At 60.7% G+C, this 22,422-nt stretch carries 21 protein-coding genes and 1 tRNA gene; 16 read left to right on the forward strand and 6 right to left on the reverse strand.

The annotated features are described in order from the left end of the window. Nucleotides 1-2: 2 nt before the first annotated feature. The 3 genes from nuoN to V6766_RS13165 are packed head-to-tail and all read left to right on the forward strand — an operon-like array spanning nucleotide 3 to nucleotide 3,888. A complete protein-coding gene (nuoN, locus tag V6766_RS13155; RefSeq protein ID WP_448429369.1) occupies nucleotides 3-1,442 on the forward strand; it encodes an NADH-quinone oxidoreductase subunit NuoN in 1,440 nt (479 codons plus the stop codon). A gap of 1 nt (nucleotide 1,443) precedes the next feature. Beyond that, a complete protein-coding gene (locus tag V6766_RS13160) occupies nucleotides 1,444-2,208 on the forward strand; it encodes a biotin--[acetyl-CoA-carboxylase] ligase (protein ID WP_448467090.1) in 765 nt (254 codons plus the stop codon). A gap of 6 nt (nucleotides 2,209-2,214) precedes the next feature. Beyond that, nucleotides 2,215-3,888 (forward strand): ribonuclease J, encoded by a 1,674-nt coding sequence (locus V6766_RS13165; RefSeq protein ID WP_448467092.1) that lies wholly within the window; start codon nucleotides 2,215-2,217, stop codon nucleotides 3,886-3,888. A 353-nt stretch (nucleotides 3,889-4,241) separates the two neighbouring features. Here V6766_RS13165 and V6766_RS13170 read toward each other — a convergent pair whose 3' ends face one another. Next, nucleotides 4,242-5,126 (reverse strand): MurR/RpiR family transcriptional regulator, encoded by an 885-nt coding sequence (locus V6766_RS13170; RefSeq protein WP_448467094.1) that lies wholly within the window; start codon nucleotides 5,124-5,126, stop codon nucleotides 4,242-4,244. A 146-nt stretch (nucleotides 5,127-5,272) separates the two neighbouring features. On the opposite strand from V6766_RS13170, the gene V6766_RS13175 reads away from it, so the two are divergent. The 7 genes from V6766_RS13175 (at nucleotide 5,273) to V6766_RS13205 (ending at nucleotide 13,215) form a co-directional block, all read left to right on the forward strand. After that, nucleotides 5,273-6,034 carry an N-formylglutamate amidohydrolase gene (locus V6766_RS13175; RefSeq protein ID WP_448467223.1) on the forward strand — a complete coding sequence of 254 codons (762 nt, stop codon included), beginning with the start codon at nucleotides 5,273-5,275 and terminating at the stop codon, nucleotides 6,032-6,034. After that, nucleotides 6,034-6,543, forward strand: coding sequence for a TRAP transporter small permease subunit (locus tag V6766_RS13180; protein ID WP_448467096.1), 510 nt, complete (start codon nucleotides 6,034-6,036; stop codon nucleotides 6,541-6,543). Before V6766_RS13175 ends, V6766_RS13180 begins: the two co-directional genes overlap by 1 nt. Continuing rightward, nucleotides 6,540-7,868: a TRAP transporter large permease gene (locus V6766_RS13185; RefSeq protein ID WP_448467098.1), complete on the forward strand. Its 1,329-nt coding sequence runs from the start codon at nucleotides 6,540-6,542 to the stop codon at nucleotides 7,866-7,868. Before V6766_RS13180 ends, V6766_RS13185 begins: the two co-directional genes overlap by 4 nt. Nucleotides 7,869-7,962: 94 nt before the next feature. Next, nucleotides 7,963-9,009 carry a TRAP transporter substrate-binding protein gene (locus V6766_RS13190; RefSeq protein ID WP_448467100.1) on the forward strand — a complete coding sequence of 349 codons (1,047 nt, stop codon included), beginning with the start codon at nucleotides 7,963-7,965 and terminating at the stop codon, nucleotides 9,007-9,009. 252 nt (nucleotides 9,010-9,261) lie between these two features. Next, nucleotides 9,262-10,635 carry a glutamine synthetase family protein gene (locus V6766_RS13195; protein WP_448467102.1) on the forward strand — a complete coding sequence of 458 codons (1,374 nt, stop codon included), beginning with the start codon at nucleotides 9,262-9,264 and terminating at the stop codon, nucleotides 10,633-10,635. 52 nt (nucleotides 10,636-10,687) lie between these two features. After that, nucleotides 10,688-12,073: an aldehyde dehydrogenase family protein gene (locus tag V6766_RS13200; RefSeq protein ID WP_448467104.1), complete on the forward strand. Its 1,386-nt coding sequence runs from the start codon at nucleotides 10,688-10,690 to the stop codon at nucleotides 12,071-12,073. Then, on the forward strand, nucleotides 12,070-13,215 hold the full coding sequence (locus V6766_RS13205) for an iron-containing alcohol dehydrogenase (protein ID WP_448467106.1): 1,146 nt from the start codon (nucleotides 12,070-12,072) through the stop codon (nucleotides 13,213-13,215). Before V6766_RS13200 ends, V6766_RS13205 begins: the two co-directional genes overlap by 4 nt. Nucleotides 13,216-13,236: 21 nt before the next feature. Here the strand turns inward: V6766_RS13205 and V6766_RS13210 are convergent, their stop codons facing one another. Then, complete coding sequence (locus V6766_RS13210; RefSeq protein ID WP_448467108.1) at nucleotides 13,237-13,890, reverse strand: hypothetical protein; 654 nt, start codon at nucleotides 13,888-13,890, stop codon at nucleotides 13,237-13,239. Nucleotides 13,891-14,084: 194 nt separating this feature from the next. Here V6766_RS13210 and V6766_RS13215 point away from each other — a divergent pair, with 194 nt between their 5' ends. Then, a complete protein-coding gene (locus V6766_RS13215; protein ID WP_448467110.1) occupies nucleotides 14,085-14,351 on the forward strand; it encodes a DUF1467 family protein in 267 nt (88 codons plus the stop codon). Between the two features lie 5 nt (nucleotides 14,352-14,356). Here the strand turns inward: V6766_RS13215 and V6766_RS13220 are convergent, their stop codons facing one another. Next, entirely contained in the window at nucleotides 14,357-14,971 is a 615-nt protein-coding gene (locus V6766_RS13220; RefSeq protein ID WP_448467112.1) for a hypothetical protein, read from the reverse strand. Between the two features lie 555 nt (nucleotides 14,972-15,526). Here V6766_RS13220 and proS point away from each other — a divergent pair. The 5 genes from proS to V6766_RS13245 all read left to right on the forward strand — a co-directional run bounded on the left by proS (nucleotide 15,527) and on the right by V6766_RS13245 (nucleotide 19,896). Further along, nucleotides 15,527-16,855 carry a proline--tRNA ligase gene (proS, locus tag V6766_RS13225; RefSeq protein WP_448467114.1) on the forward strand — a complete coding sequence of 443 codons (1,329 nt, stop codon included), beginning with the start codon at nucleotides 15,527-15,529 and terminating at the stop codon, nucleotides 16,853-16,855. Nucleotides 16,856-16,868: 13 nt separating this feature from the next. After that, nucleotides 16,869-18,161: a lipoprotein-releasing ABC transporter permease subunit gene (locus V6766_RS13230; RefSeq protein WP_448467116.1), complete on the forward strand. Its 1,293-nt coding sequence runs from the start codon at nucleotides 16,869-16,871 to the stop codon at nucleotides 18,159-18,161. Nucleotides 18,162-18,170: 9 nt separating this feature from the next. Further along, nucleotides 18,171-18,857 carry an ABC transporter ATP-binding protein gene (locus V6766_RS13235; RefSeq protein ID WP_448467118.1) on the forward strand — a complete coding sequence of 229 codons (687 nt, stop codon included), beginning with the start codon at nucleotides 18,171-18,173 and terminating at the stop codon, nucleotides 18,855-18,857. 445 nt (nucleotides 18,858-19,302) lie between these two features. Further along, complete coding sequence (locus V6766_RS13240) at nucleotides 19,303-19,566, forward strand: hypothetical protein (protein WP_448467120.1); 264 nt, start codon at nucleotides 19,303-19,305, stop codon at nucleotides 19,564-19,566. A gap of 245 nt (nucleotides 19,567-19,811) precedes the next feature. After that, nucleotides 19,812-19,896, forward strand: a tRNA-Leu gene (locus V6766_RS13245). 179 nt (nucleotides 19,897-20,075) lie between these two features. Here V6766_RS13245 and V6766_RS13250 read toward each other — a convergent pair. The 3 genes from V6766_RS13250 to V6766_RS13260 all read right to left on the reverse strand — a co-directional run bounded on the left by V6766_RS13250 (nucleotide 20,076) and on the right by V6766_RS13260 (nucleotide 22,421). After that, nucleotides 20,076-21,131 carry a hypothetical protein gene (locus tag V6766_RS13250; protein ID WP_448467122.1) on the reverse strand — a complete coding sequence of 352 codons (1,056 nt, stop codon included), beginning with the start codon at nucleotides 21,129-21,131 and terminating at the stop codon, nucleotides 20,076-20,078. Between the two features lie 141 nt (nucleotides 21,132-21,272). Next, nucleotides 21,273-21,491 (reverse strand): hypothetical protein, encoded by a 219-nt coding sequence (locus tag V6766_RS13255; RefSeq protein ID WP_448467124.1) that lies wholly within the window; start codon nucleotides 21,489-21,491, stop codon nucleotides 21,273-21,275. 108 nt (nucleotides 21,492-21,599) lie between these two features. Further along, nucleotides 21,600-22,421, reverse strand: coding sequence for a DNA adenine methylase (locus V6766_RS13260; RefSeq protein WP_448467126.1), 822 nt, complete (start codon nucleotides 22,419-22,421; stop codon nucleotides 21,600-21,602). Between the last annotated feature and the right edge of the window lies 1 nt (nucleotide 22,422).

Raw genomic sequence — 22,422 nt, forward strand, 5'->3', positions numbered from 1 at the left:
ACATGACATCGGAACTCATACTTTCAAGTCTGAAGCTGATCATGCCGGAGCTGATCCTCGCGCTCGGTGCGATGGTTCTGCTGATGATCGGCGCGTTCGCCGGCCGCAAGAGCGGCCAGACGATCGTCGGCCTTGCCGTGTTCCTGCTGATCGCCGCCTTCGGCGCGCTGTTCTGGGCGGGCGAGGGCACGGCCTTCGGCGGCTCGCTGGTGTTCAACGACTTCACGCTGTTCATGCAGGCGCTCGCGCTGATCGGCGCGGCGCTGTCGATGATCCTGTCGGTCGGTCACGAGGAGCCGGAATATCTCGACCGTTTCGAGTTTCCGGTGCTGATGCTGCTGTCGACCACCGGCATGCTGCTGATGACCTCGGCCAATGACATGCTCGCCTTCTATATGGGCCTCGAGCTGATGTCGCTGCCGCTTTACGTGATCGCCGCCATCAACCGCGACAGCCTGCGTTCCACCGAGGCGGGGCTGAAATATTTCGTGCTCGGCTCGCTGTCCTCCGGCATGCTGCTTTACGGCATCTCGCTGGTCTACGGCTTCACCGGCAATATCGGCTTCGGCCCGGTTGCCGCCGCGATCTCGGCCGGCGAAACAGGTCTCGGTTTCATCTTCGGCATGGTGTTCGTGCTTGCCGGCATCACCTTCAAGATTTCCGCTGTGCCGTTCCACATGTGGACGCCGGACGTCTATGAAGGCGCGCCGACGCCGGTCACCGCCTTTTTCGCCTCCGCGCCCAAGGTTGCGGCCATGGCGATCATCGTCCGGCTTCTGACCGAGGCTTTCGGCCCTGCCGCCGATGAGTGGCGTCAGGTCGTGGTGTTCATCGCGATCGCCTCGATGGTGCTCGGCGCGTTCGCCGCGATCGGCCAGCGCAATATCAAGCGGCTGATGGCCTATTCCTCGATCACCCATATGGGCTACGCGCTGGTCGGCCTTGCCGCCGACAGCGAGGCGGGCGTCAAGGGTGTCGCGCTTTATATGGCGATCTACCTGTTCACCACGCTCGGCGTATTCGCGATCATCATGGCGATGCGGCTGAAGGAAGGCGGCAATGTCGAGAATATCGACGATCTCGCAGGCCTTTCGACCACTAAGCCGGTGATGGCCGTCGTGTTGACTGCGCTGATGTTCTCGCTTGCCGGCGTGCCGCCGCTTGCCGGTTTCTTCGGCAAGTATTTCGTGTTCCTGGCCGCGATCGACGCCAAGCTCTATACGCTCGCCATTATCGGTATCGTGTCCTCCGTGGTCGCTTGCTTCTACTATCTGCGGGTGATCAAGGTGATGTGGTTCGATGAGCCGTCCGTCGAATTTTCACGGGTTGCCGGCGAGCTGCGCTTCGTCTTCGGGATCAGCGGCATTTTCGCGATCGGCTATCTCCTGTTCGGCGGCGCGCTGAACGATGCCGCGGCCAAGGCCGCTGCGGCTCTCTTCTAGGATGGCGGCAGCATATTCCGCCGCAGACGCCTACCGCCACGAAGCGCTCGATACCGTCGGCTCCACCAATAGCGAGGCGATGGATCGGGCGCGTGCCGGCGATCCCGGCCTGTTGTGGCTGACGGCTGAGCGGCAGGAGACCGGGCGCGGACGGCGCGGACGTAACTGGGTTTCGGAGCGGGGCAATCTCTATGCCTCGCTTCTGCTTGTCGACCCCGCGCCCCAGGCGCTGACAGCCTCGCTGCCGCTGGTGGCGGCGCTCGGCGTTCACGGCGCGATTTCGCGGGTCATGGCCGGTCACGACAACGAAATCGCGATCAAATGGCCGAACGATATCCTGATCGACCGCCACAAGGTTTGTGGCATTCTGCTGGAAGCGGAATTGCTTGACGATGGCAGGCTTGCCGTCGTTATCGGCATGGGCGTTAATGTCACGACCGGTCCGGATGACGCGCCATACCCGGTAGCGCGGATTGCCGATTATGTCGCGGGCGCCGACCCCGAGACGCTGTTTGCACATCTGTTCGAGACCATGGCGCAGGAACTTGCGATCTGGGATCGGGGCAGGGGCCTTGCCGAGACGGTGGCGCGCTGGCGCAAGCAAGCCTGCGGCATCAATGAACGTATTACCGTGAACCTTGCCCGCGAGCAGGTCTCGGGGATTTTCGTCGGCATCGATGATGCCGGCATGCTGAAACTGGAAACGAAGGACGGTCTGCGCACCTTTGCTGCGGGCGACGTGTTCTTCGACAATGGAAATGGATAACGCTTGATGGCGGACAATAACGCGGAACTGGTCTTCCTTCCTCTGGGAGGCCTCGGCGAAATCGGCATGAACCTGGCGCTTTATGGCTATGGCCCGGCGAAGAAGCGCGAATGGATCATGGTGGATTGCGGGGTGACCTTTCCCGGCCCGGACCTGCCCGGCGTCGACCTGGTTCTGCCCGATATCGAATTCGTGCGCGAGCAGCGCGACAATCTCAAGGGAATGATCATCACCCACGCCCATGAGGACCATTTCGGCGCGATCGCGACGCTGTGGCCGGGCCTCAACGTGCCCGTCTATGCCTCGCCGTTTACCGCCGGCCTGCTGGAAGCCAAGCGCGAATATGACAGCTGGATGCGCGAAATCCCGGTGACGATCTTCAAGGGCGGCGACACCATCAATGTCGGGCCGTTCACGATCGAGGGCGTGCCCGTCAACCACTCGATCCCCGAGCCGATGGCGCTGGCGATCCGCACGCCGCTCGGCAATATCGTCCATACCGGCGACTGGAAGATCGACCACGCGCCGACGCTCGGCCCCAAGACCGACGAGGCCCGCTTCCGCGCCATCGGCGACGAGGGCGTGCTGGCGCTGATGTGCGATTCCACCAACGCCATGCGCGATGGCGTTTCGCCGTCGGAGGAAGAGGTTTCGGCAAGCCTCCGGAAGGTCATCGAGAATGCAGAAGGCCGGGTGGCGCTGACCACCTTCTCCTCCAATATCGGCCGTATCCGCTCGATCGCCAAGGCCGCAGACGAGGCCGGTCGTCAGGTGCTGCTGCTCGGCTCCTCGCTGAAGCGCGCGGTTGCGGTCGCCCGCGATCTCGGCCTGATGGAAGGCGTGAAGCCGTTCGTGGACGAGGACGAATTCGGCTATATCCCGCGCGACAAGGTGGTTGCGATCCTCACCGGTTCGCAGGGCGAGCCGCGCGCGGCCCTTGCCAAGCTTTCGCGCGACGAGATGCGCAATGTGGCGCTCGCCGCCGGCGATCTCGTGGTGTTTTCCTCGCGCGCCATTCCGGGCAACGAGAAGGCGATCCAGGAGATCAAGAACGGTCTTGTTGAGCAGGGCGTCCATATCCTCACCGACAACGAGGCGCTGGTGCATGTCTCGGGCCATCCCCGCCGCAACGAGTTGAAGCAGATGTATGAATGGATCCGGCCCGAGATCCTCGTGCCCGTCCATGGCGAGGCCCAGCATCTGACCGCGCAGAAGGAACTGGCCGAGCAGAGCGGCATCGCCCAGGTTCCGCGTGTGCGCAACGGCGACATGGTCCGCCTTGCGCCGGGGCCCGCCGAGGTGATCGGCCATGTCGAGGCCGGCCGCGTCTTCAAGGACGGTAAGCTGATCGGCAATTTCGACGAAATGGGCATCGGCGAGCGCCGCAAGCTTTCCTTCGTCGGCCAGGTCTCCGTCAATGTGGTGCTGAATTCCAAGTTCGAGTTCTCCGGCGATCCCGATGTCGTGCCGATCGGCCTGCCGGGCTTTGACGATGACGACGAGAAGATGGAGGACGTGCTGTTCGACGCTGTCCTCGGCGCCGTCGAAAGCATTCCGCGCTCGCGCCGCAAGGACCTCGGCATGGTCAAGGAAGCCATCCGACGCTCCGTCCGCGCCGCCGCAAACGAGTGCTGGGGCAAGAAGCCGGTGGTGACGGTGTTTGTGAACAAGATTGGGTGAAGACTTATCAGGCAGGTTGATAACTTGCTTTCAAGATTCTGATTTTCCTCGGGAATGCGTTTCAGCCAATCGCATGCCTTGGTTTCAAAGACGGCATCTCAGCCCCAATCTCCCCCCTTGAGGGGGAGATGTCGCGAAAGCGACAGAGAGGGGTAAAGGGCGCAAGCCCTAAAAGCCGAATTTGCAGAAAGGGTTCACCCCTCTCTGCCCCTGTCGGGGCATCTCTCCCTCAAGGGGAGAGATTGTGGGCTGTAGCGCAGAACAAAGCCCGATAGTCAAAGGATGACTGCAACGGTTGCGCAGCAGATCACCGGGCAGCCGATTGATCCGACTTGCGCATCCGCAGACCGCTCTCAGCCCGGCCGCCGAAACAGCCGGCTTTGCTCGAACAGCCCCTCCAGCACGCTGATGCGTTCCCGCGTCTTGTCCCAGCTCTTCGATTGCACCGCCTCGATCAGCGCTTCCACCACGAACAGCGTCACAATCGACGAATCCCAGGCGGACGGGACCTCGATGTTGACGCGGAAGGTGTGGCGGGCGAATTTGGCGACCGGGGAGGCCCACTGGTCGGTGAACAGGATGATGTCCAGTCCGTTCTCCTTCGCCACCCGCGCCAGCACCGCCATGTCCTGCTCGTAGCGGCGGATATCGAAGATCACCAGCACATCGCCCTTGGCCATGTTCAGCATGTGCTGCGGCCATGACGAGGAGTTGGACGACATCAGCGTCGTCTTCGGCCGGATCACCTGCATATGAGTGAAAAAATAGCTCGCCAGCGCACCGGTGATGCGACCGCCGACGAAATAAATCGCGCGATCGAGATCGGACAGAAGCTCGGCGGCGCCGGCAAAGGTCGCCTGATCGAGCTGTGACAGCGTGCGACGCATATTGTCGATCGCGGCCTCGCCGAAGCGGTTCAGGATATGGCTTTCGGGAACATTGCGGGCGAGGCGGTCGTGCTTGGCGATCGGATTGGAAAGCGTTGCCTCGAGCTCCTGATGGAGCCGCGCCTGAAAATCGCCATAGCCCTTGAAGCCCAGCTTCTGCACCATGCGCGCAACAGTGGGCGTCGACACATCGGCATTTTCGGCAAGCGTGGTGATGCTGCCGAGGCCGGAGACCGGATAGTTTTCCCGGATCGTGTCGGCCAGCCGCTTCTCCGACCGCGTCAACCCCTCATAGCTGGCGGCGATAATGTCGGCGACTGTCCGGACCGGTTCGTTCAAGCTCTGCTCCATGTTTCGCTGCCATTAAGAGACGCGGCGACTTTTTCGTCAATGACAAATTTGAAGAGAAGTTTTCAGACAGCAATTGACATCACCAACGTTCTGAAGAACTATTTACAAAACAAGAAACACATAAATCAGGGGATCGGATGCTGGAAATGTCGGGGCTCTTGAGCGCCCGCGACGGTGCGCCTGTTGCCATCGAACGCGCGGAAGCGAAAAGCGATATCGTGCTGATCTGCGAACATGCCAGCCGGCGTGTTCCGGAAAGCCTTGGCGATATGGGGCTGAGCGAGGAGCTTCGCAAAAGCCACATTGCCTGGGACCCCGGCGCGCTCGCGGTCGCCATGATGCTCAGCGAGGCGCTCGACGCCACCCTCATTCACCAGCGTTTCTCCCGGCTTGCCTATGACTGCAACCGGCCGCCGGAGGCGAAGGACGCCATTCCCGAAATCAGCGAGGTCTTCGAGGTCCCCGGCAATCGCGGTTTGAGTACCGCCGAACGTGCCGCACGGGCGGAGGCCCTTTACCATCCGTTTCACAAGGCGATCGAGGAACTGCTTGTCGCGCGCCAGAATGCCGGGCGTTCGCCTGTGATCGTCACCATCCATTCCTTCACGCCGGTCTTCAAGGACGTCGCGCGCGACGTCGAGATCGGCATCCTGCATGACAGCGACAGCCGGCTTGCCGATTGCATGCTGGCGAAGGTCGCGGGCGGCTATGACGTGCGCCGCAACGAGCCCTATGCCCCGGTCGATGGCGTGACCCACACGCTGCGCCGCCATGGGCTGCCGCGCCGGCTCCTCAATGTCATGATCGAGATCCGCAACGATCTGATCGCCGATGCGGCCGGACAGGCTCAGGCGGCCGGTTTCATCGCGGGGCTTCTCGGCGCGTGCATTGGCGGGGAGGACGGGTGATGCCGCAGGCGATCAGGACGTATGTGCGCTATGTCGATGGGTTCAACCGGGTGGTCGGCCGCATCGCCATGTGGCTGGTCTTCGTGATGATGGGCATCCTGCTGTGGTCGTCCGTATCCAAGACAATGTTCAACCCGTCGCTCTGGACGCTGGAAATGGCGCAGTTCGTGATGACCGCCTATTACATTCTCGGCGGCGCCTATTCGCTTCAGCTCGACAGCCATGTGCGCATGGACCTGATCTATGGCCGCTGGACGCCGCGCCAGAAAGCGGCGGTTGATGCCGTCACCGTGATCATGCTGTTCGTCTATCTCATCTTCCTCCTGATCGGCGGGGTGTCCTCCACTGAGTACGCGCTGAAATATGGCGAGACCTCCTATTCGAGCTGGTCGCCCTATATGGCGCCGATCAAGATCGTCATGGTGGCGGGAATCTTCCTGATGTTCCTGCAGACGACATCGATCTTCCTCAAGGATCTGGCCAAGGCGCTGGGGAGGGAAATGGCATGAACCTCTCCTATGAAATGATCGCGCTTCTGCTGTTCTTCTCGATGATGATGACGATGCTGACCGGCCAGCGCGTGTTCGCGGCAATCGGTTTTGTCGGCGTGGTGGCGGCTGCCGCACTCTGGGGCACCGGCGGCTACGAGCTCGGCTTTTCGGCCAGCATGAAGCTGATGAAGTGGTATCCGATGCTGACGCTGCCGCTCTTCATCTTCATGGGCTACATGCTGTCGGAATCGGGCATTGCCGAAGATCTCTACAAGGCCTTCCACGTCTGGATGGGCGGTCTGCCGGGCGGACTTGCCGTCGGCACCATCGGGCTGATGGTGGTGATCTCGGCCATGAACGGACTGTCGGTCGCCGGCATGGCGATCGGCGCGACCATCGCGCTGCCGGAGCTTCTGCGGCGCGGCTACGACAAGATCATGGTCTCGGGCGTGATACAGGCCGGCTCCTCGCTCGGCATTCTGGTGCCGCCAAGCGTGGTGCTGGTGCTTTACGGCATGATCGCGCGCCAGCCGGTTGGCAAGCTCTGGGTGGCGGGCGCGCTGCCCGGCCTGATGCTCGCCGCCCTGTTCGTGATCTACATCGTCATCCGCTGCCGCGTGAACCCGGCGCTGGGGCCGGCGCTGCCGAAGGAAGAACGCGACATGCCGCTCGGCGAAAAGCTGAAACTGCTGCGCGCCGGCATCATCCCGTTCCTGATCTTCTTCTTGATGATGGGCCTGTTCCTGATGGGCGTCACCAGCCTGACGGAAAGTGCGGCCATCGGCGCGCTCTCGGCGCTGGTCGCCGCCCTCGTCAAGCGTCGCCTGACCTGGAAGCTTTTGAACCGGACGATGGAGCAGACGCTCGGCATTTCCTGCATGTTCATGTGGATCATCGTTGCAGCGCTCTGCTTCGGCGCGGTGTTCGATGGGCTTGGCGCGGTGAGGGCGCTCGAACATCTGCTGCTGGAGAAGTGGGAGCTCGGCCCCTGGGAAATCCTGATCCTGATGCAGATTTCCTACATCATCATGGGCACCTTCCTGGACGACACGGCGATGCTGGTGATCGTCGCGCCGCTCTACGTGCCGCTGGTCGGTCACCTCGGCTTCGATCTCGTCTGGTATGGCGTGCTCTACACGATCACCTGCCAGATCGCCTATATGACGCCGCCCTTCGGCTACAATCTCTTTCTCATGCGGGCCATGGCCCCGCCCGAAATATCGCTTGTCGATATCTACCGCTCCGTCTGGCCGTTCGTGATCATCATGATCATCGGTCTGGCGATCGTCACGGCATTCCCGCAGATCGCGCTGTGGCTGCCGAACCTTGTCTATGCGCGCTGAGGGAGCGGACGGCGCGCAGGAAGCCGGCCGTTGCCGGGAGCAAATGCGAAATGCGGCATGAGGCCGGATTTCAGAAAAACAGAGGGAAACAGACATGAACAGCAGACGTAGTTTTCTCAGGAATGCCGGTCTTGCGACTGCAGCCGGCGCTTCGGCGCTTGCCGCGCCCGCCGTCGTGCGCGCCCAGTCCAAGATCACCTGGCGGCTCCAGACCTATGCCGGCCCGGCGCTGGCCGAACATGTGGTCAAGGACTGCATCGATAACTTCAACAAGGCTGCAAACGGCGAGATGGAGATCCAGCTCTTCACCGCCGACCAGCTGGTGCCGACCGGCGAATTGTTCCGCGCCATGCAGAGCGGCACGATCGACGCCGTGCAGTCGGATGACGATTCCATGAACTCGCCGCTCGATATCAAGGTGTTCGGCGGCTATTTCCCCTTCGCCTCGAAATTCAGCCTCGATGTGCCGACGCTGTTTTACGAGTACGGTCTCGCCGATATCTGGGAAAAGGCCTATTCGGAGGTCGGCGTGCAGTGGATTTCCGCCGGCGCCTGGGACCCGTGCAACTTTGCCACCGTCAATCCGGTCAAGAGCCTTTCGGACCTCGAGGGCCTGCGCATCTTCACCTTCCCGACGGCCGGTAAATTCCTGTCGCAGTTCGGCGTCGTGCCGGTGACCCTGCCGTGGGAAGACGTGCAGGTCGCCATGCAGACTGGTGAACTCGATGGTCTGGCATGGTCAGGCATCACCGAGGACTACACCGTCGGCTGGGCGGATGTGACAAACTACTTCCTGACCAACAATATCTCCGGCGGCTGGTGCGGCTCCTTCTTCGTCAACTCCGACAAGTGGGCGGAAGTGCCGGAGCATCTGAAGGTCCTGTTCCGCATGTGCACGGATAGTTCGCACCTTCACCGCCTGCACTGGTACTGGGGCGGAGAGGCCCGGTTGCGCGCTCATGGCGAGAAGCTGGAACTGACGACCATTCCGGATGCGGAATGGAAGACGGTAGAAGATGCCGCCGATGCCTTCTGGGACGAAATAGCCGCCGAGACCGACCGCACGGCGGAAGTGGTCAAGATCCTGAAGCAGTATCAGGCCGACATGGCCGCCGCCGGCCCGCCCTACCGCGCGGGCTGATTGACAGGGCTGCCGGGGCGGGGCTTTGTTCATGGCCTCGTCCCTTTCAAGTGTCATTCTCGGGCTTGACCCGAGAATCCAGGCCACACGGAGAGAGCTGCCTGGACCCTCGGGTCAAGCCCGAGGGTGACGCGGAACAACAGGCGGGGGCGCGAACAACGCACCGGCCCGCCCCAGGCCGCCACACCATTGACACTTGTCGTCCGGAGTGATCCAGCTCCGGACGATCGCATGAACCACAGGATGAGCCCGATGAGCGCGGAATACACATTCAACCAACTGAAAAAGGATGTCGCGGACGGCAGCATCGATACCGTTCTCGTCTGCCAGATCGACATGCAGGGCCGCCTGATGGGCAAGCGTTTCACGGGCACGCACTTCATCGAAAGCGCCCACAAGGAGACGCATAGCTGCAATTACGTCCAGGCGACCGACATGGAGATGCACACCGTCGAAGGCTATGCCGCGACGAGCTGGGCGTCGGGCTATGGCGACTACACCATGACGCCCGATCTTTCGACGCTGCGCCGCGTGCCGTGGCTGGAAGGCACGGCGCTGGTGCTGTGCGATGTCTCCGACCACGCCACCCATGCCGATGTCGCCCATTCGCCGCGCGCGATCCTGAAGAAGCAGGTCGCACGGCTGGAAACGCTCGGCTACCGCGCCTTCATGGCGACGGAGCTGGAATTCTTCCTGTTCAACCAGACTTTCGAGAGCGCGCAGCAATCAGGCTATCGCGGGCTGATGCGCTCCAGCGCCTATAATGAGGACTACCACATTCTTCAGACCACCAAGGAGGAGGATGTGATGCGGGCGATCCGCAACGGTCTGCAGGGCGCCGGCATTCCGGTCGAGAACACCAAGGGCGAGGCCGATGCCGGGCAGGCGGAGCTGAACGTGCGCTATGCCGATGCGCTGACCATGGCCGACCGCCATGTGATCGCTAAGAACGCCTGCAAGGAGATTGCCTGGCAGAAGGGCAAGGCCGTTACCTTCATGGCCAAATGGAATTACGAAGCCGCCGGCAACTCCTCGCACGTCCATCAGTCGCTGTGGAGCAAGGACGGCAAGACGCCACTGTTCTACGATGCCGACGGACGGTTCGGCATGTCGAAGCTGATGGAGCATTACGTGGCCGGGCTGCTCGCCCATTCCGCAGAGATCACCTATTTCCTGGCGCCCTATATCAATTCCTACAAGCGCTTCATGGCCGGCACCTTCGCGCCGACAAAGGCGATCTGGTCCAAGGACAACCGTACTGCCGGCTTCCGGCTTTGCGGCGATCATTCGAAAGGCATCCGCATCGAATGCCGCGTCGGCGGGGCGGACCTCAACCCCTATCTCGCCTTCTCGGCGCTGCTGGCTGCGGGTCTCGACGGCATCGAGAAGGAAATGACGCTGGAAGAACCTTATGTCGGCGACGCCTATGGCGGTTCGTCCGATGTCCGCGAGATTCCCAAGACGCTGCGCGCAGCTCGTGAGGCCATGAGCAACTCCGAAATGCTGCGCTCAGCCTTGGGTGACGAGGTCATCGACCATTACTGCCGCGCGGCGGAGTGGGAGCAGGAGGAATATGATCGCCGGGTAACGGATTGGGAGGTGGCGCGCGGGTTCGAAAGGGCCTGACCCCGAAATCTGCGATCACGATAAAAAAGCTCAAAATTACAGGATGACGATCATGACAATGATCCAATGTATCTCCCCGATCGACGGATCGGTCTATGCCGAGCGCGAGGCGCTTTCGGCCGAGGCGGCGAAGAGCGCCGTTGAACGCGCCCGCGCGGCGCAGAAGGCATGGGCCGCAAGGCCGCTTGCCGAGCGGATCGCGCTGGTTGAGGGCGGGGTGAAGACGCTCAATGCCATGAGCGAAGAGGTGGTGACGGAGCTCGCCTGGATGATGGGCCGGCCGGTGCGCTATGGCGGCGAGTTCGGCGGCGTCAACGAGCGCGCGGACTATATGGCGAAGATCGCGGAACAGGCGCTGGCGCCGATCGAAGTGGAGGACAGCGGCAGCTTCCACCGCTATATCGCCCGTGAGCCCCATGGCGTCGTTCTCGTCATTGCGCCGTGGAACTACCCCTATCTGACATCGATCAACACCATTGTGCCGGGGCTGATCGCCGGAAACGCCGTGATCATCAAACATGCAAGCCAGACGCTGCTGGTCGGCGAGCGGATCGTGAAGGCCTTCGTCTCGGCCGGTATTCCGGAAGACCTGTTCCAGAATATGTTTCTCGATCATGCGACCACCAGCGAGTTGATTGCCGCAAAAACATTTGATTTCATAAACTTCACGGGGTCCGTTGAAGGCGGACGCGAGATGGAGCGGGCCGCCGCCGGCACCTTCACGCCGCTCGGGCTGGAGCTCGGCGGCAAGGATCCGGGCTATGTGATGGACGATGCCGATCTCGATGCCGCCGTCGCGACGCTGATGGATGCGGCGATGTTCAATGCCGGCCAGTGCTGCTGCGGCATTGAGCGCATCTATGTGATCGACAGCCTTTATGATGCCTTTGTCGAAAAGGCCGTGGCCTTCGCGTCGGCCTACAAGCTCGGCAATCCGCTCGACACCGAAACCACGCTCGGCCCGATGGCGCACAAGCGCTTTGCCGCGGTGGTGCGCAAGCAGATTGAAGAGGCCGTTGCCGCCGGTGCAAAGGCGCTGGTCGATCCGAGCCTGTTTCCGGAAGATGACGGCGGCGCCTATCTCGCGCCTCAGGTGCTGGTCGATGTCGATCACTCGATGAGCGTGATGCGCGAGGAAAGCTTCGGCCCGGTCGTGGGGATCATGAAGGTGTCCTCCGATGAGGAGGCGCTGGAACTGATGAACGACAGCCAGTACGGGCTCACCGCGTCGCTGTGGACTGAAGATGCCGACCGCGCGGCGGCCTTGGGCGCACGGATCGAAACCGGCACGATCTTCATGAACCGCGCCGATTACCTCGATCCCGGCCTGTGCTGGACCGGCTGCAAGAATACCGGGCGGGGCGGATCGCTCTCCGTCATCGGTTTCCACAATCTCACCCGGCCGAAATCCTATCACCTGAAGAAAGTCACGAAATGAGCCCGAGAGCAAACTGGAGCTATCCGACCGCCGTAAGATTCGGCGCCGGACGGATCGTCGAACTCGCCGATGCCTGCAACAGCCTCGGCATCAAGCGCCCGCTGCTGGTCACCGACAAGGGCCTGGCCAACCTGCCGATCACGAAAAACGCGCTGGCCATCCTCGCCGATGGCGGGCTTGAGGCCGGTCTGTTTTCCGATGTCGACCCCAACCCGAACGAGAAGAACCTCGCCGCCGGCGTGAAGGCCTATGTCGATGGCGGGCATGACGGCGTGATCGCATTTGGCGGCGGTTCGGGGCTCGACCTCGGCAAGCTGGTCGCGATGATGCCGGGCCAGACGCGCCCGGTCTGGGATTTCGAGGATATCGGCGACTGGTGGACGCGGGCGGATGCCAGCAAGATCGCGCCGATCATCGCGGTTCCGACCACGGCGGGCACCGGCTCGGAAGTCGGGCGGGCAGGGGTGCTGACCAACTCCGAAACCCATGTGAAGAAGATCATCTTCCACCCGAAGCTGCTGCCGGGCATCGTCATTTGCGATCCCGAACTGACGGTCGGCATGCCGAAGGTTATCACCGCAGGCACGGGGCTCGATGCGCTGGCGCATTGCCTGGAGGCCTATTGCTCGCCGCACTACCATCCGATGTCGCAGGGCATCGCGCTGGAGGGCATGCGGCTCGTCAAGGACAACCTGCCGCGCGTCTATGCCGATGGCTCGGATATCGACGCCCGCGCGGAGATGATGAGCGCCGCCGCCATGGGCGCTGTTGCCTTCCAGAAGGGCCTCGGCGCGATCCACGCGATCTCGCACCCGATCGGCGCGGTCTACAACACACACCACGGCATGACCAACGCCGTCGTCATGCCGCCGGTGCTGCGCTTCAATCGCGAGAAGATCGAGGGCAGGCTGAAACTGGCTGCCGATTATCTCCAGATTTCAGGTGGTTATGAGGGTTTTTATAACTTCATTCTGGAGTTCAGGTCGGCCCTTGATGTGCCCGACACGCTGACGGCCATGGGCATCAAGCCGGACCGGATCGACGAACTCGCCGCAATGGCCATGGAAGACCCGAGCACCGGCGGCAATCCTGTCGAGATGACGCTGGAGAACACCAAGGCGCTGCTCGCCGATTGCTTCTGATCGGCGAGCGAGGCGGCAGTGTCAGGCCGCCGCCTTCAGTATGTCGTCCTTCGCGTCGTCAAGCGCTGAGCGTACAAGCCCGGTCAGCAGGCGGGGGAGGTTCTCCCGCTTGCCGGCCAGATCGGCCAGCGCCTCGCTATCGAGCCCCAGATCGGCGGCAGCCTCCGCCGCCTTGCGGTCGACAAAGGGAAAATGTTCATCCCAGGCAACCTGGACCTCGCGGAAGAAGATGTCCGCGCCGACCTTGCCGATGCCCTTGAATTGCTGGAGCAACTCCCTTTCCCGCTCCGGGTCGTTCTCCGCCTCCTTGCGGAGATTGCGCAGATCGCCCGCGTAGCGATCATTGATGATCTCCGTGGTGTTGGCGATGTAGCGGGCCGTGCTCTCGTCATAGCGGGCGTAGCCGTTCTGGTTCAGAACCTTGACGCGTTGCTCCCAAGTCGTCGCCGCCATCTTCTCGGGCGTCGTCCAGCCAGCGTCGAAAAGCGCGGCGGCTGCCTGCTGCGCCTGGTTGGCGTTGATGCGCGCGCTCATCAGTAATGAGCACAGGAGCCATTGATAGAGAGGAGCCGGCGTGCTCTTGCCGACATTGATGTGGAGCGCTTCCGCGTAGCTCTCGGGATAGCGCTCGAGGATTGCCTTGGCGATCGCCTTCTGTTGTGTCTTGCCGGTCATGTCTTCCTCCGATCGTGAGCCGTTGAGCTTGTATTGCGGTAATGCGTCGATCCGCCCAAGGTTCCCGCCGTTGCCTCTTATGGGGTAAAAGGTTTAAGGAGGGCGAGCAGGATGGCGCAAGCGGCGGACCGGTTATTTCGGGCCGGCGCGAATTACGACAGAACGTCGGCACCCATCCAGTCGGAGGTTGATACGTGTCGCTGTTTTCCGCGTTTGCCGTTTATTTCGTGATCTGGTGGATCACACTGTTCGCCGTGCTGCCCTTCGGCCTCAGAACCCAGGATGAGGCGGGCGACATCGTGCCCGGCACCACCGAAAGCGCCCCCCACAAATTCCGCCCCTGGCGCGTGGTTCTGTGGACCTCGGCGGTTTCGGCGGTGGTATTCGCGCTGTGGTGGCTGGTGGTCATGGAAATCGGCTTCACGCTCGGCGATCTATCCCGTCTGATCGGGCCGGCGTAACGGATCTAGAACTTATACCGCAGGAAGGCGCTACCGAGGCCATAGTCGAAGTCTTTGGCGGCCGCGTCGTCGGTGGAAGCGCCGTATTCGATGCGGGCGCCGAGTTCCAGGCCGGTTGGTATGAATTTGACGCTGGTTTCCAGCCCGCCGAACAAGGCGCCGGTGTCGATATCCTCGCTCTGGTAGCCGAAGCGCGATGAGCTGGTCTCGACCGTGCCGTAAAGCTGTCGATAGCCCGCGAACGGGGAGATGGTGAGAACGCCGAGATTGGTCTTGCCCTGGACATAGCCGCCGATCGAGGAGAACCGGGTCTCGCTGGTGCCGGTGCCGTAACGCTGCGACAGGCTCGTCGACGTGCTGCCGAGGCTCGAAAACCCGGTGATGCCGGCGCAGATGTTGAACGGGCCCTCGCTGCAGATGCCCAGCCGCCCGTCAATGCCCCAATAGGTGTTGGCGATCAGGTCGTCCATCGCGTCGTCATTCATGTGCAGCATCAGCGCCGCCGGTCCGCCCGAAATGTCGAGATAGAAGAGGTCGGACAACTCCGCCGCGCGGACATGCGCGGCCGCAGCGAAAGGAAGGGCGACAGAAACAAGGGCGAAGAGTGGAAAACGGCTCAAAACGGGGCCTCGACAGGATGCTCTGAACCGTTCTTGTCGTGCAGGCGCCGGGCAGGGTCAAGGACGCGCCGCAACTTCCCGTTGCGTTGGTCAATAAAGCCTTAAGCCAGTGTCGATTTCGTAAAGTCAAAAAAAAACAAGGCCGAAGGCCCTGTTTTTCAAGTATCGCGTGATCCGTTCCGTTGCCGGGGCTGCGCAGAGCGCGCCAAGATCGATCCTCCCAAGACTTTACCGCGAAGAAAAGGCAAAGATTTAAGCTCCCTGCCTGTTTTATGGGCTCAACCTAGCCCAATGATTGGGCCTTGTCATCCCTTATTTTGCATTTTTGCGACAGTGGGAGAAGTTTTTACGTTTGACAAACATGTTTCTGCGTTCTGCAACGTTGCAAGTGGTTGACATTTTCGGACCGCTCCCCATGGCGACCGGCAAATCATCGTTTTGCGGGCACGTATCCCCGCTTTGATTCTCGTTCGCAACCCGTTAAAAGGGGCCGGAACAAACCTGATTTGCCCCATGATTCCCGACTGAACGGGATAAGCCAGAAAGCAGATTGTCATGCGTCTTTCCCGTTATTTTCTGCCGATCCTGAAGGAGAATCCCAAGGAGGCGGAAATCGTCTCGCACCGGCTGATGTTGCGCGCCGGCATGGTGCGCCAGCATTCGCAGGGCATCTATTCCTGGCTGCCGCTCGGCAAGCGCGTGCTCGACAAGGTCAACCGCATCATCCGCGAGGAGCAGGACCGTTCCGGCGCGGTGGAGCTTTTGATGCCGACCATGCAGTCCGCCGATCTGTGGATCGAAAGCGGCCGCTACGAGGCCTATGGCAAGGAAATGCTGCGGATCACCGACCGGCAGGACCGGGCGATGCTGTTCGGCCCCACCAATGAGGAAATGATCACGGAGATTTTCCGCTCCTACATCAAGTCCTACAAGCATCTGCCGCTCAACCTCTACCACATCCAGTGGAAGTTCCGCGACGAGATCCGCCCCCGTTTCGGCACGATGCGTTCGCGCGAATTCATGATGAAGGATGCCTATTCCTTCGATCTGACGCTGGAAGGTGCGGAACATTCCTACCGCAAGATGTTCGCCGCCTATCTGAGGACCTTCGACCGGCTCGGCCTGCGCGCGATCCCGATGCGCGCCGATACCGGCCCGATCGGCGGCAATCTCAGCCACGAATTCATCATTCTGGCCGAAACCGGCGAATCCGAAGTGTTCTGCCACCGCGATTTCGTCAATTTCGACATTCCGCCCGCCGATCTCGATTTCGACAGCGTTGACGCGCTGAAGGGCATTTTCGACAAGTGGACGTCGCTCTATGCGGCGACCGACGAGATGCATGACGAGGCGGCCTTCGACGCGCTGCCGGAGGGCGAGCGCCTTTCCGCGCGCGGCATTGAGGTCGGCCACATCTTCTATTTCGGCACCAAATATTCCGAGCCCATGGGCGCAAAAGTGCAGGGGCCGGACGGCAAGGAGCATCCCGTTCACATGGGTTCCTACGGCATCGGCCCGACGCGCCTTGTTCCCGCCATCATCGAAGCCTCCCATGACGAGAACGGCATCATCTGGCCGGATTCGGTGGCGCCGTTCAACACGGTGATCATCAACATGAAGGCGGGTGACGCGGCCTGCGACGGGGTCTGCGAGAAGCTCTACGAGGCCCTGCAGAATGCCGGCCTGGACGTGCTTTACGACGATACCGACGAGCGCGCCGGGGGCAAGTTCGCGACCGCCGATCTGATCGGCGTTCCGAGCCAGGTTGTCGTCGGTCCGCGCGGCGTCGCCAATGGCGAGGTCGAACTCAAGGACCGCAAGACCGGCGTGCGCGAAGCCATGACGGTGGAAGCCGCGATCGCAAAGCTCACCAACGGGCGCTGAGGAGAACGGATTGATGGCTGCGGCCTCAGAGACGGACGAGAGTTTGAAGGTAGCCAAGCCGTTTTCGGTGTTCGAACGCATGGTCGCCTGGCGCTATCTGCGCTCGCGCCGCAAGGAAGCGTTCATTTCGGTGATCGCAGGCTTCTCCTTCGTCGGCATTATGCTGGGCGTCGCCACGCTGATCATCGTGATGGCGGTGATGAACGGGTTCCGCAGCGAATTGGTGAGCCGCATTCTCGGCATTAACGGCCATGTCGTGGTGCTGCCGGCGGGCGAGCCGTTCAAGGATTACGCCGCGCTGACCGAGAAGCTCGAAGGCGTGGAGGGTGTCCGTCTCGCCTTTCCGCTGGTCGAGGGTCAGGCGCTGGTTTCCGGCGCGCAAGGGGCCGGCAGCGGCGCGCTGGTGCGCGGCGTCAGGCCGGACGACATGCTGAAGCTGAAGACCGTCTCCGACAATATCAAAGAGGGCGACATGGTCGGCTACGCCGCCGGCGAAAGCGTGCTGATCGGCTCGCGCATGGCGACCTCGCTCGGGCTTTTCGTCGGCGACAAGATCACGATGATCTCGCCGGAGGGCGACGTCACCCCCTTCGGCGTCAATCCGCGGGTGAAAGCCTATCCGATCTCCGGCATTTTCGAGATCGGCATGTCGGAATATGACGCCTCGATCATCTTCATGCCGCTTTCCGAGGCGCAGGCCTATTTCAACGCCGGCGACAAGGTGCAGAGCATTGAGGTGTTTCTCGACCATCCCGACGACGTCGACGCGGTGATCCCGAGGATCCGGGAGGCGGCCGGCGAGGATATCGTGATTTCCGACTGGCGCCAGAACAACCGCACCTTCTTCTCCGCGCTGGAGGTGGAGCGCAACGTGATGTTCATGATCCTGACGCTGATCGTGATCGTCGCCGCCCTCAACATCATTTCCGGCCTCATCATGCTGGTGAAGGACAAGGGTCAGGACATCGCGATCCTGAGGACCATGGGCGCGACCTCGGGGTCGATCATGCGGATCTTCTTCATGACGGGGGCCGCGATCGGCGTTGTCGGCACCTTTGCCGGCGTCTTCCTCGGCGTGATCGTCTGCCTCAATATCGAATCGATCCGCCAGTTCTTCTCCTGGATCACAGGCACGGTGCTGTTCGATCCGCAGCTCTATTTCCTGAGCACGCTGCCGGCGGAAATGAGCCTGGGCGAAACGCTGACGGTCGTCATCATGGCGCTGACGCTCTCCTTCATCGCCACCATCTTTCCTGCCTGGCGAGCCTCGAAGCTCGATCCGGTGCAGGCGCTGCGTTACGAATAGGAGCCTCGCTTGACCACTCCCGCACTTCAGTTGCGCGATATCGCGCGGGAATACGGGCAGGGCGACTCGGTCCTGCAGGTGCTCAAGGGCGCCTCGCTGTCGCTGATGTCCGGCGAGATGGTGGCCCTGGTCGCGCCATCGGGCACGGGCAAATCGACGCTGCTGCAGATCGCCGGCCTTCTGGAAAAGCCGACTTCGGGCGAGGTCATGCTCGGCGGGCGGGATGCGACCGCGCTTTCCGACGATGAGCGCACCACGCTGCGCCGCAACGACATCGGTTTCGTCTACCAGTTCCACCATCTGCTGCCCGAGTTTTCGGCGCGCGAAAACATCATGCTGCCGCAGCTGATCGCGGGGCTGCCGCCGCAAGAGGCGGGCGCCCGCGCCGACGAGATGCTGGACTATCTGCGCATCCGCCATCGCGCCGAACATCGCCCGGCCGAGCTTTCCGGCGGCGAGCAGCAGCGCGTGGCGATCGCCCGCGCGGTGGCCAACGCGCCGCGTCTGCTGCTTGCCGACGAGCCCACCGGCAATCTCGATCCGCAGACGGCATCCTATGTTTTCGAAGCGCTGGAGGCGCTTGTGCGGCAATCCGGCCTCTCGGCCCTGATCGCCACCCACAATCTCGACCTTGCCGCCCGCATGGACCGGCAGGTAACGCTCGATGACGGACAGGTCGTGCCCCGCGTGATCTGAGCAAACGCGGCCTCTATATCCCCCAACTGTTTGCAGGAACCTGGGCCATTTCGACGGTCGGGCACAATTGCGCCCGCCGACACCCATAGAGTACTTGCAAGATAGGAATATTATCCTATATAACAAATACAACCTAAGATGGATCCTGCCGCGGGAGCCCCATCGAAAGCTTGGACGCGAACATGGTATTCCGAACACTTGCTATGAAGAAAATTTCCGCTTGATGACAAGTGAGATATACAAATCATGAATTTAACGCGAATTGTTTAATGTTATATCGATTTATATTTACGAGTGAACTGGATTATTCAATTAACGATGCGTAATATACAAGTAAATAAATCCTAAATTAGAAATCTTTACTTATTAAGATTGGAGTTTATAATTAAAAATCGTCTGAGAGATCGGGAAGGTTGGAAGCATTAGCAGACAGGAGAGGTTGGCTATGGGTCGAAATGAAGTTGAAAATCAGGATCAGAAAAGCACCAGGTCCGATGAAGAGAGGGAAGCGTGGAATCGTTACATGCGTAATTTCCGGCGGGGCTTCCGCAAGCGCGGATTGACCAGCCTTTCAACGGTCATAACGACCGAACATTCTGAATTCATTGAGCGTTATGGTCGCGACAAGGAATGCCAGTCCAAGCGGGAGGCATTGATGATGATCATCGACGACGTCAAATCCCGCTATGATCAGGAAAGCGACGGCTGAGACCGCGGAGGTCGCTCGCGACCGTCGCCAGCCATCTGAGAGCGGCCCTTTCGGCTAATTCTGCTACCTTAGGTAGATTAATCAGGGCGGGAAGGGCATCTCTGTCTGGCGCTGCCATGACAGTTGAACGTCCGTCGCCCTGACCGCCGTTTCACGATATCGGCTTGCATCACCCGCCTGCATCGCATAATAGGCTTCGCGACGTCCTCCCTCCGGTTGCGTAACCGCGACCATGGAGCTGCGTTGCGCGTGTGGCGGAATTGGTAGACGCAGCAGGTTTAGGTCCTGCCGCCGCAAGGTGTGGGGGTTCGAGTCCCTCCACGCGCACCATAATGAGTGTAGCTGTTGTAGCGTGACGCGCGGTTTTGCTGTAGCGTGTGTAGCGTGACGCGCGGTTTTGCAATTTTGACTGTATGTAGCGTGACGCGCGTGTAGCGTGACGCGCGGTTTTGCAATTTTGACAGCTGGTTTTGCAGCAAATAAGTTTTGTGGGAGTCGCTCGAATCAAGCTACCGACCAATCCCCATCAGCAGTTCATCACGTTTTCTGATCAGTATCTCATCCGGCTCATTTCCCTGATCAAACCCCCGGAGCATGGCTTGAAACTCCTCGCCGCTAATACAAAGAATTAGCTTACCCTGTTCACGGAGAGCTCCTTGAGCAGCCCGGTCCGCGCTTTCAGACATACCATTTTTCGATATGACGATGGCGACAGAACGCAAGGCGCGCGTGAAGAGGTATTTTTCAGTCGTATATATTTGGTCTTGACCAATGGGACTGCCGTAATTCTTAAACTCGAATACGACATATCTTGTCCGAAAATCAGTTGCCAAGGTAGACCAGAATGAGCTCTGTACGGGCTGTAAACGAGCTATGAAATCCATGCGCTGAAAGCCCATTTCGACCTTGCTTTGAGCCTGCCATCCGAGCAGATCTTTCCCAAAAAGTAAGATCAAAGCTTCCTTGCAAACCTCTTCGAAGTTCAAAGCAGCCCCTCCCTCCTTTCCGGGAGGTATCTTCGAGATTTTTTGGGCCAGCAACTCTCCAGCTCCTACTTCAGGAAGTGTTGCCTCAACCTCTCCCAACATTGATACGTTATCCGGCCCCTCGGGAGGGCGCTCGGCTCCCACCCGCAGTTCTCGAAAAAAGTAAGCTAGGCCTTGCGCGAGATGGGGAAAGGGTCGCATTTCCTCAATCAGTTTCTCCTTGTCCCATATCTCTATTCCCTCTTTCGGTGGAATTTTTGACAAGCGGTCTGGGGAAATGTCCTGAGGGATGATCAGTATCCCGCTATTGGCCTGCTCGATTTCCATTGACCTGGATAACGAAATAAAAGCATTTCGCATTAAGGCTAAGGATACGCGCTCTGATCGATAAAGTTTCAGCTCTACGATGATCTTGCCGCCGCCCCTCTCAATGATTAGGTCTGGTCGATAGGTGGGGACAAAACCGTCATTTTCAGCGACAATTTTATACCCCTTTTCATAGAAGAGTTTAGAAATAATACCGAGCCACTCCACTTCGAGATTTCTTTGCTCGATTTGAAGGTCCTTCATTCGTCCCATCGTCATCTCCAGAATACTGAATCTGCAATGCAGCAGAACGATATATTAGCAGCGATCGCAAATCTAAACTCACCATCAGGTCGGATGCGCAACTCGCGCGCTTGTGGCCGATTCACTCCCGATTTTCAGGTTGCTATATCATCAATTCATCACCGCCACCCGATGAATAGCCCGCGCCGCTGCCAGCAGCGAGGCGAGGCGCTCGATCGTGGCGTCGACGGGTGCGAGCGCGCCGATGGCGCTGTTGCGGCGGCCCTGGCCGATGTCCTCGGCCGCGAGGTCGATCTGGTTCATAATGTCTTCGGCGTCGCGCTGCATGGCCTTGATGATCTGGGTGATGGCGATCTTGTTGTCACTCATGTCGGTCTCCTTTGTTGATGCCCGGACCATCGCTCTCGTGGGGGCCGAAGACGAGCAATCTGAATGCTTCCGTCGGCCGCACGTGAAAGAGTTTCGCTGGCATCCGCCTCATTCGGCCGCCGCGAGCAAAGACTTTGCTGGCGTTATGATGACCTCCTTCACGCCCTTGTTGTTGCCGTCCGAGATCGAATAGGTGCAATCGACCTCCTCGATGGCGAACCGCGAGAAGGTTTCGAAGACGCCTTGAACGGCGTTCAAGGACAGTATGAAGCCGCCCTGAAGCCCGTCCAGGACGTCGGCCATCTGCTCGAAATCATCCCGACCGAAGACGCCCGCGCCATAGTCGCCCTCGTTTCCCCAATAGGGCGGGTCGAGATAGAACAGCATGCCCGGCCGGTCGTAGCGGCGGATGAAGTCCTGCCAGGGCAGGCATTCGATGACGACGCCGGAAAGCCGCTCGTGGATGTCCTCCAGCGTGGAGGCGAGCTTGACCAGGTTGAAGCGGGCGCCGGTGGTCTTGCTGACGCCGAAGTTCCGGCCGGCAACCTTGCCGCCGAAGGCGAGGCGTTGGAGATAGAGGAAGCGGGCGGCGCGTTCGAGATCGGTCAGCGTCGTCGGGTCGGTCTTCATCAGCCGCTCGAACTCCCGCCTGCCGGAGATTTGGAAGCGGAGCGTGTCCATGAACTGCGGGAAGTGCCGCTGCAGGATGCGGAAGAAGTTGGCGACGTCGCCGCTGATATCGTTGATCACCTCCGTCCTCGGCTGGCGATCGCGGCGCAGAAACACGCCGCCCATACCGACGAAGGGCTCGGCGTAGCCGTCATGGTTGATCGCGTTGATCTTGCGGATGACGGTCTTCGACAGGATGCGCTTGCCGCCGATATAGCCGGCGGCGGGAACGGTCGGAGCGACCGGGCGCTGATTTACCATT

It is taken from the genome of Martelella sp. AMO21009 (assembly GCF_053484295.1).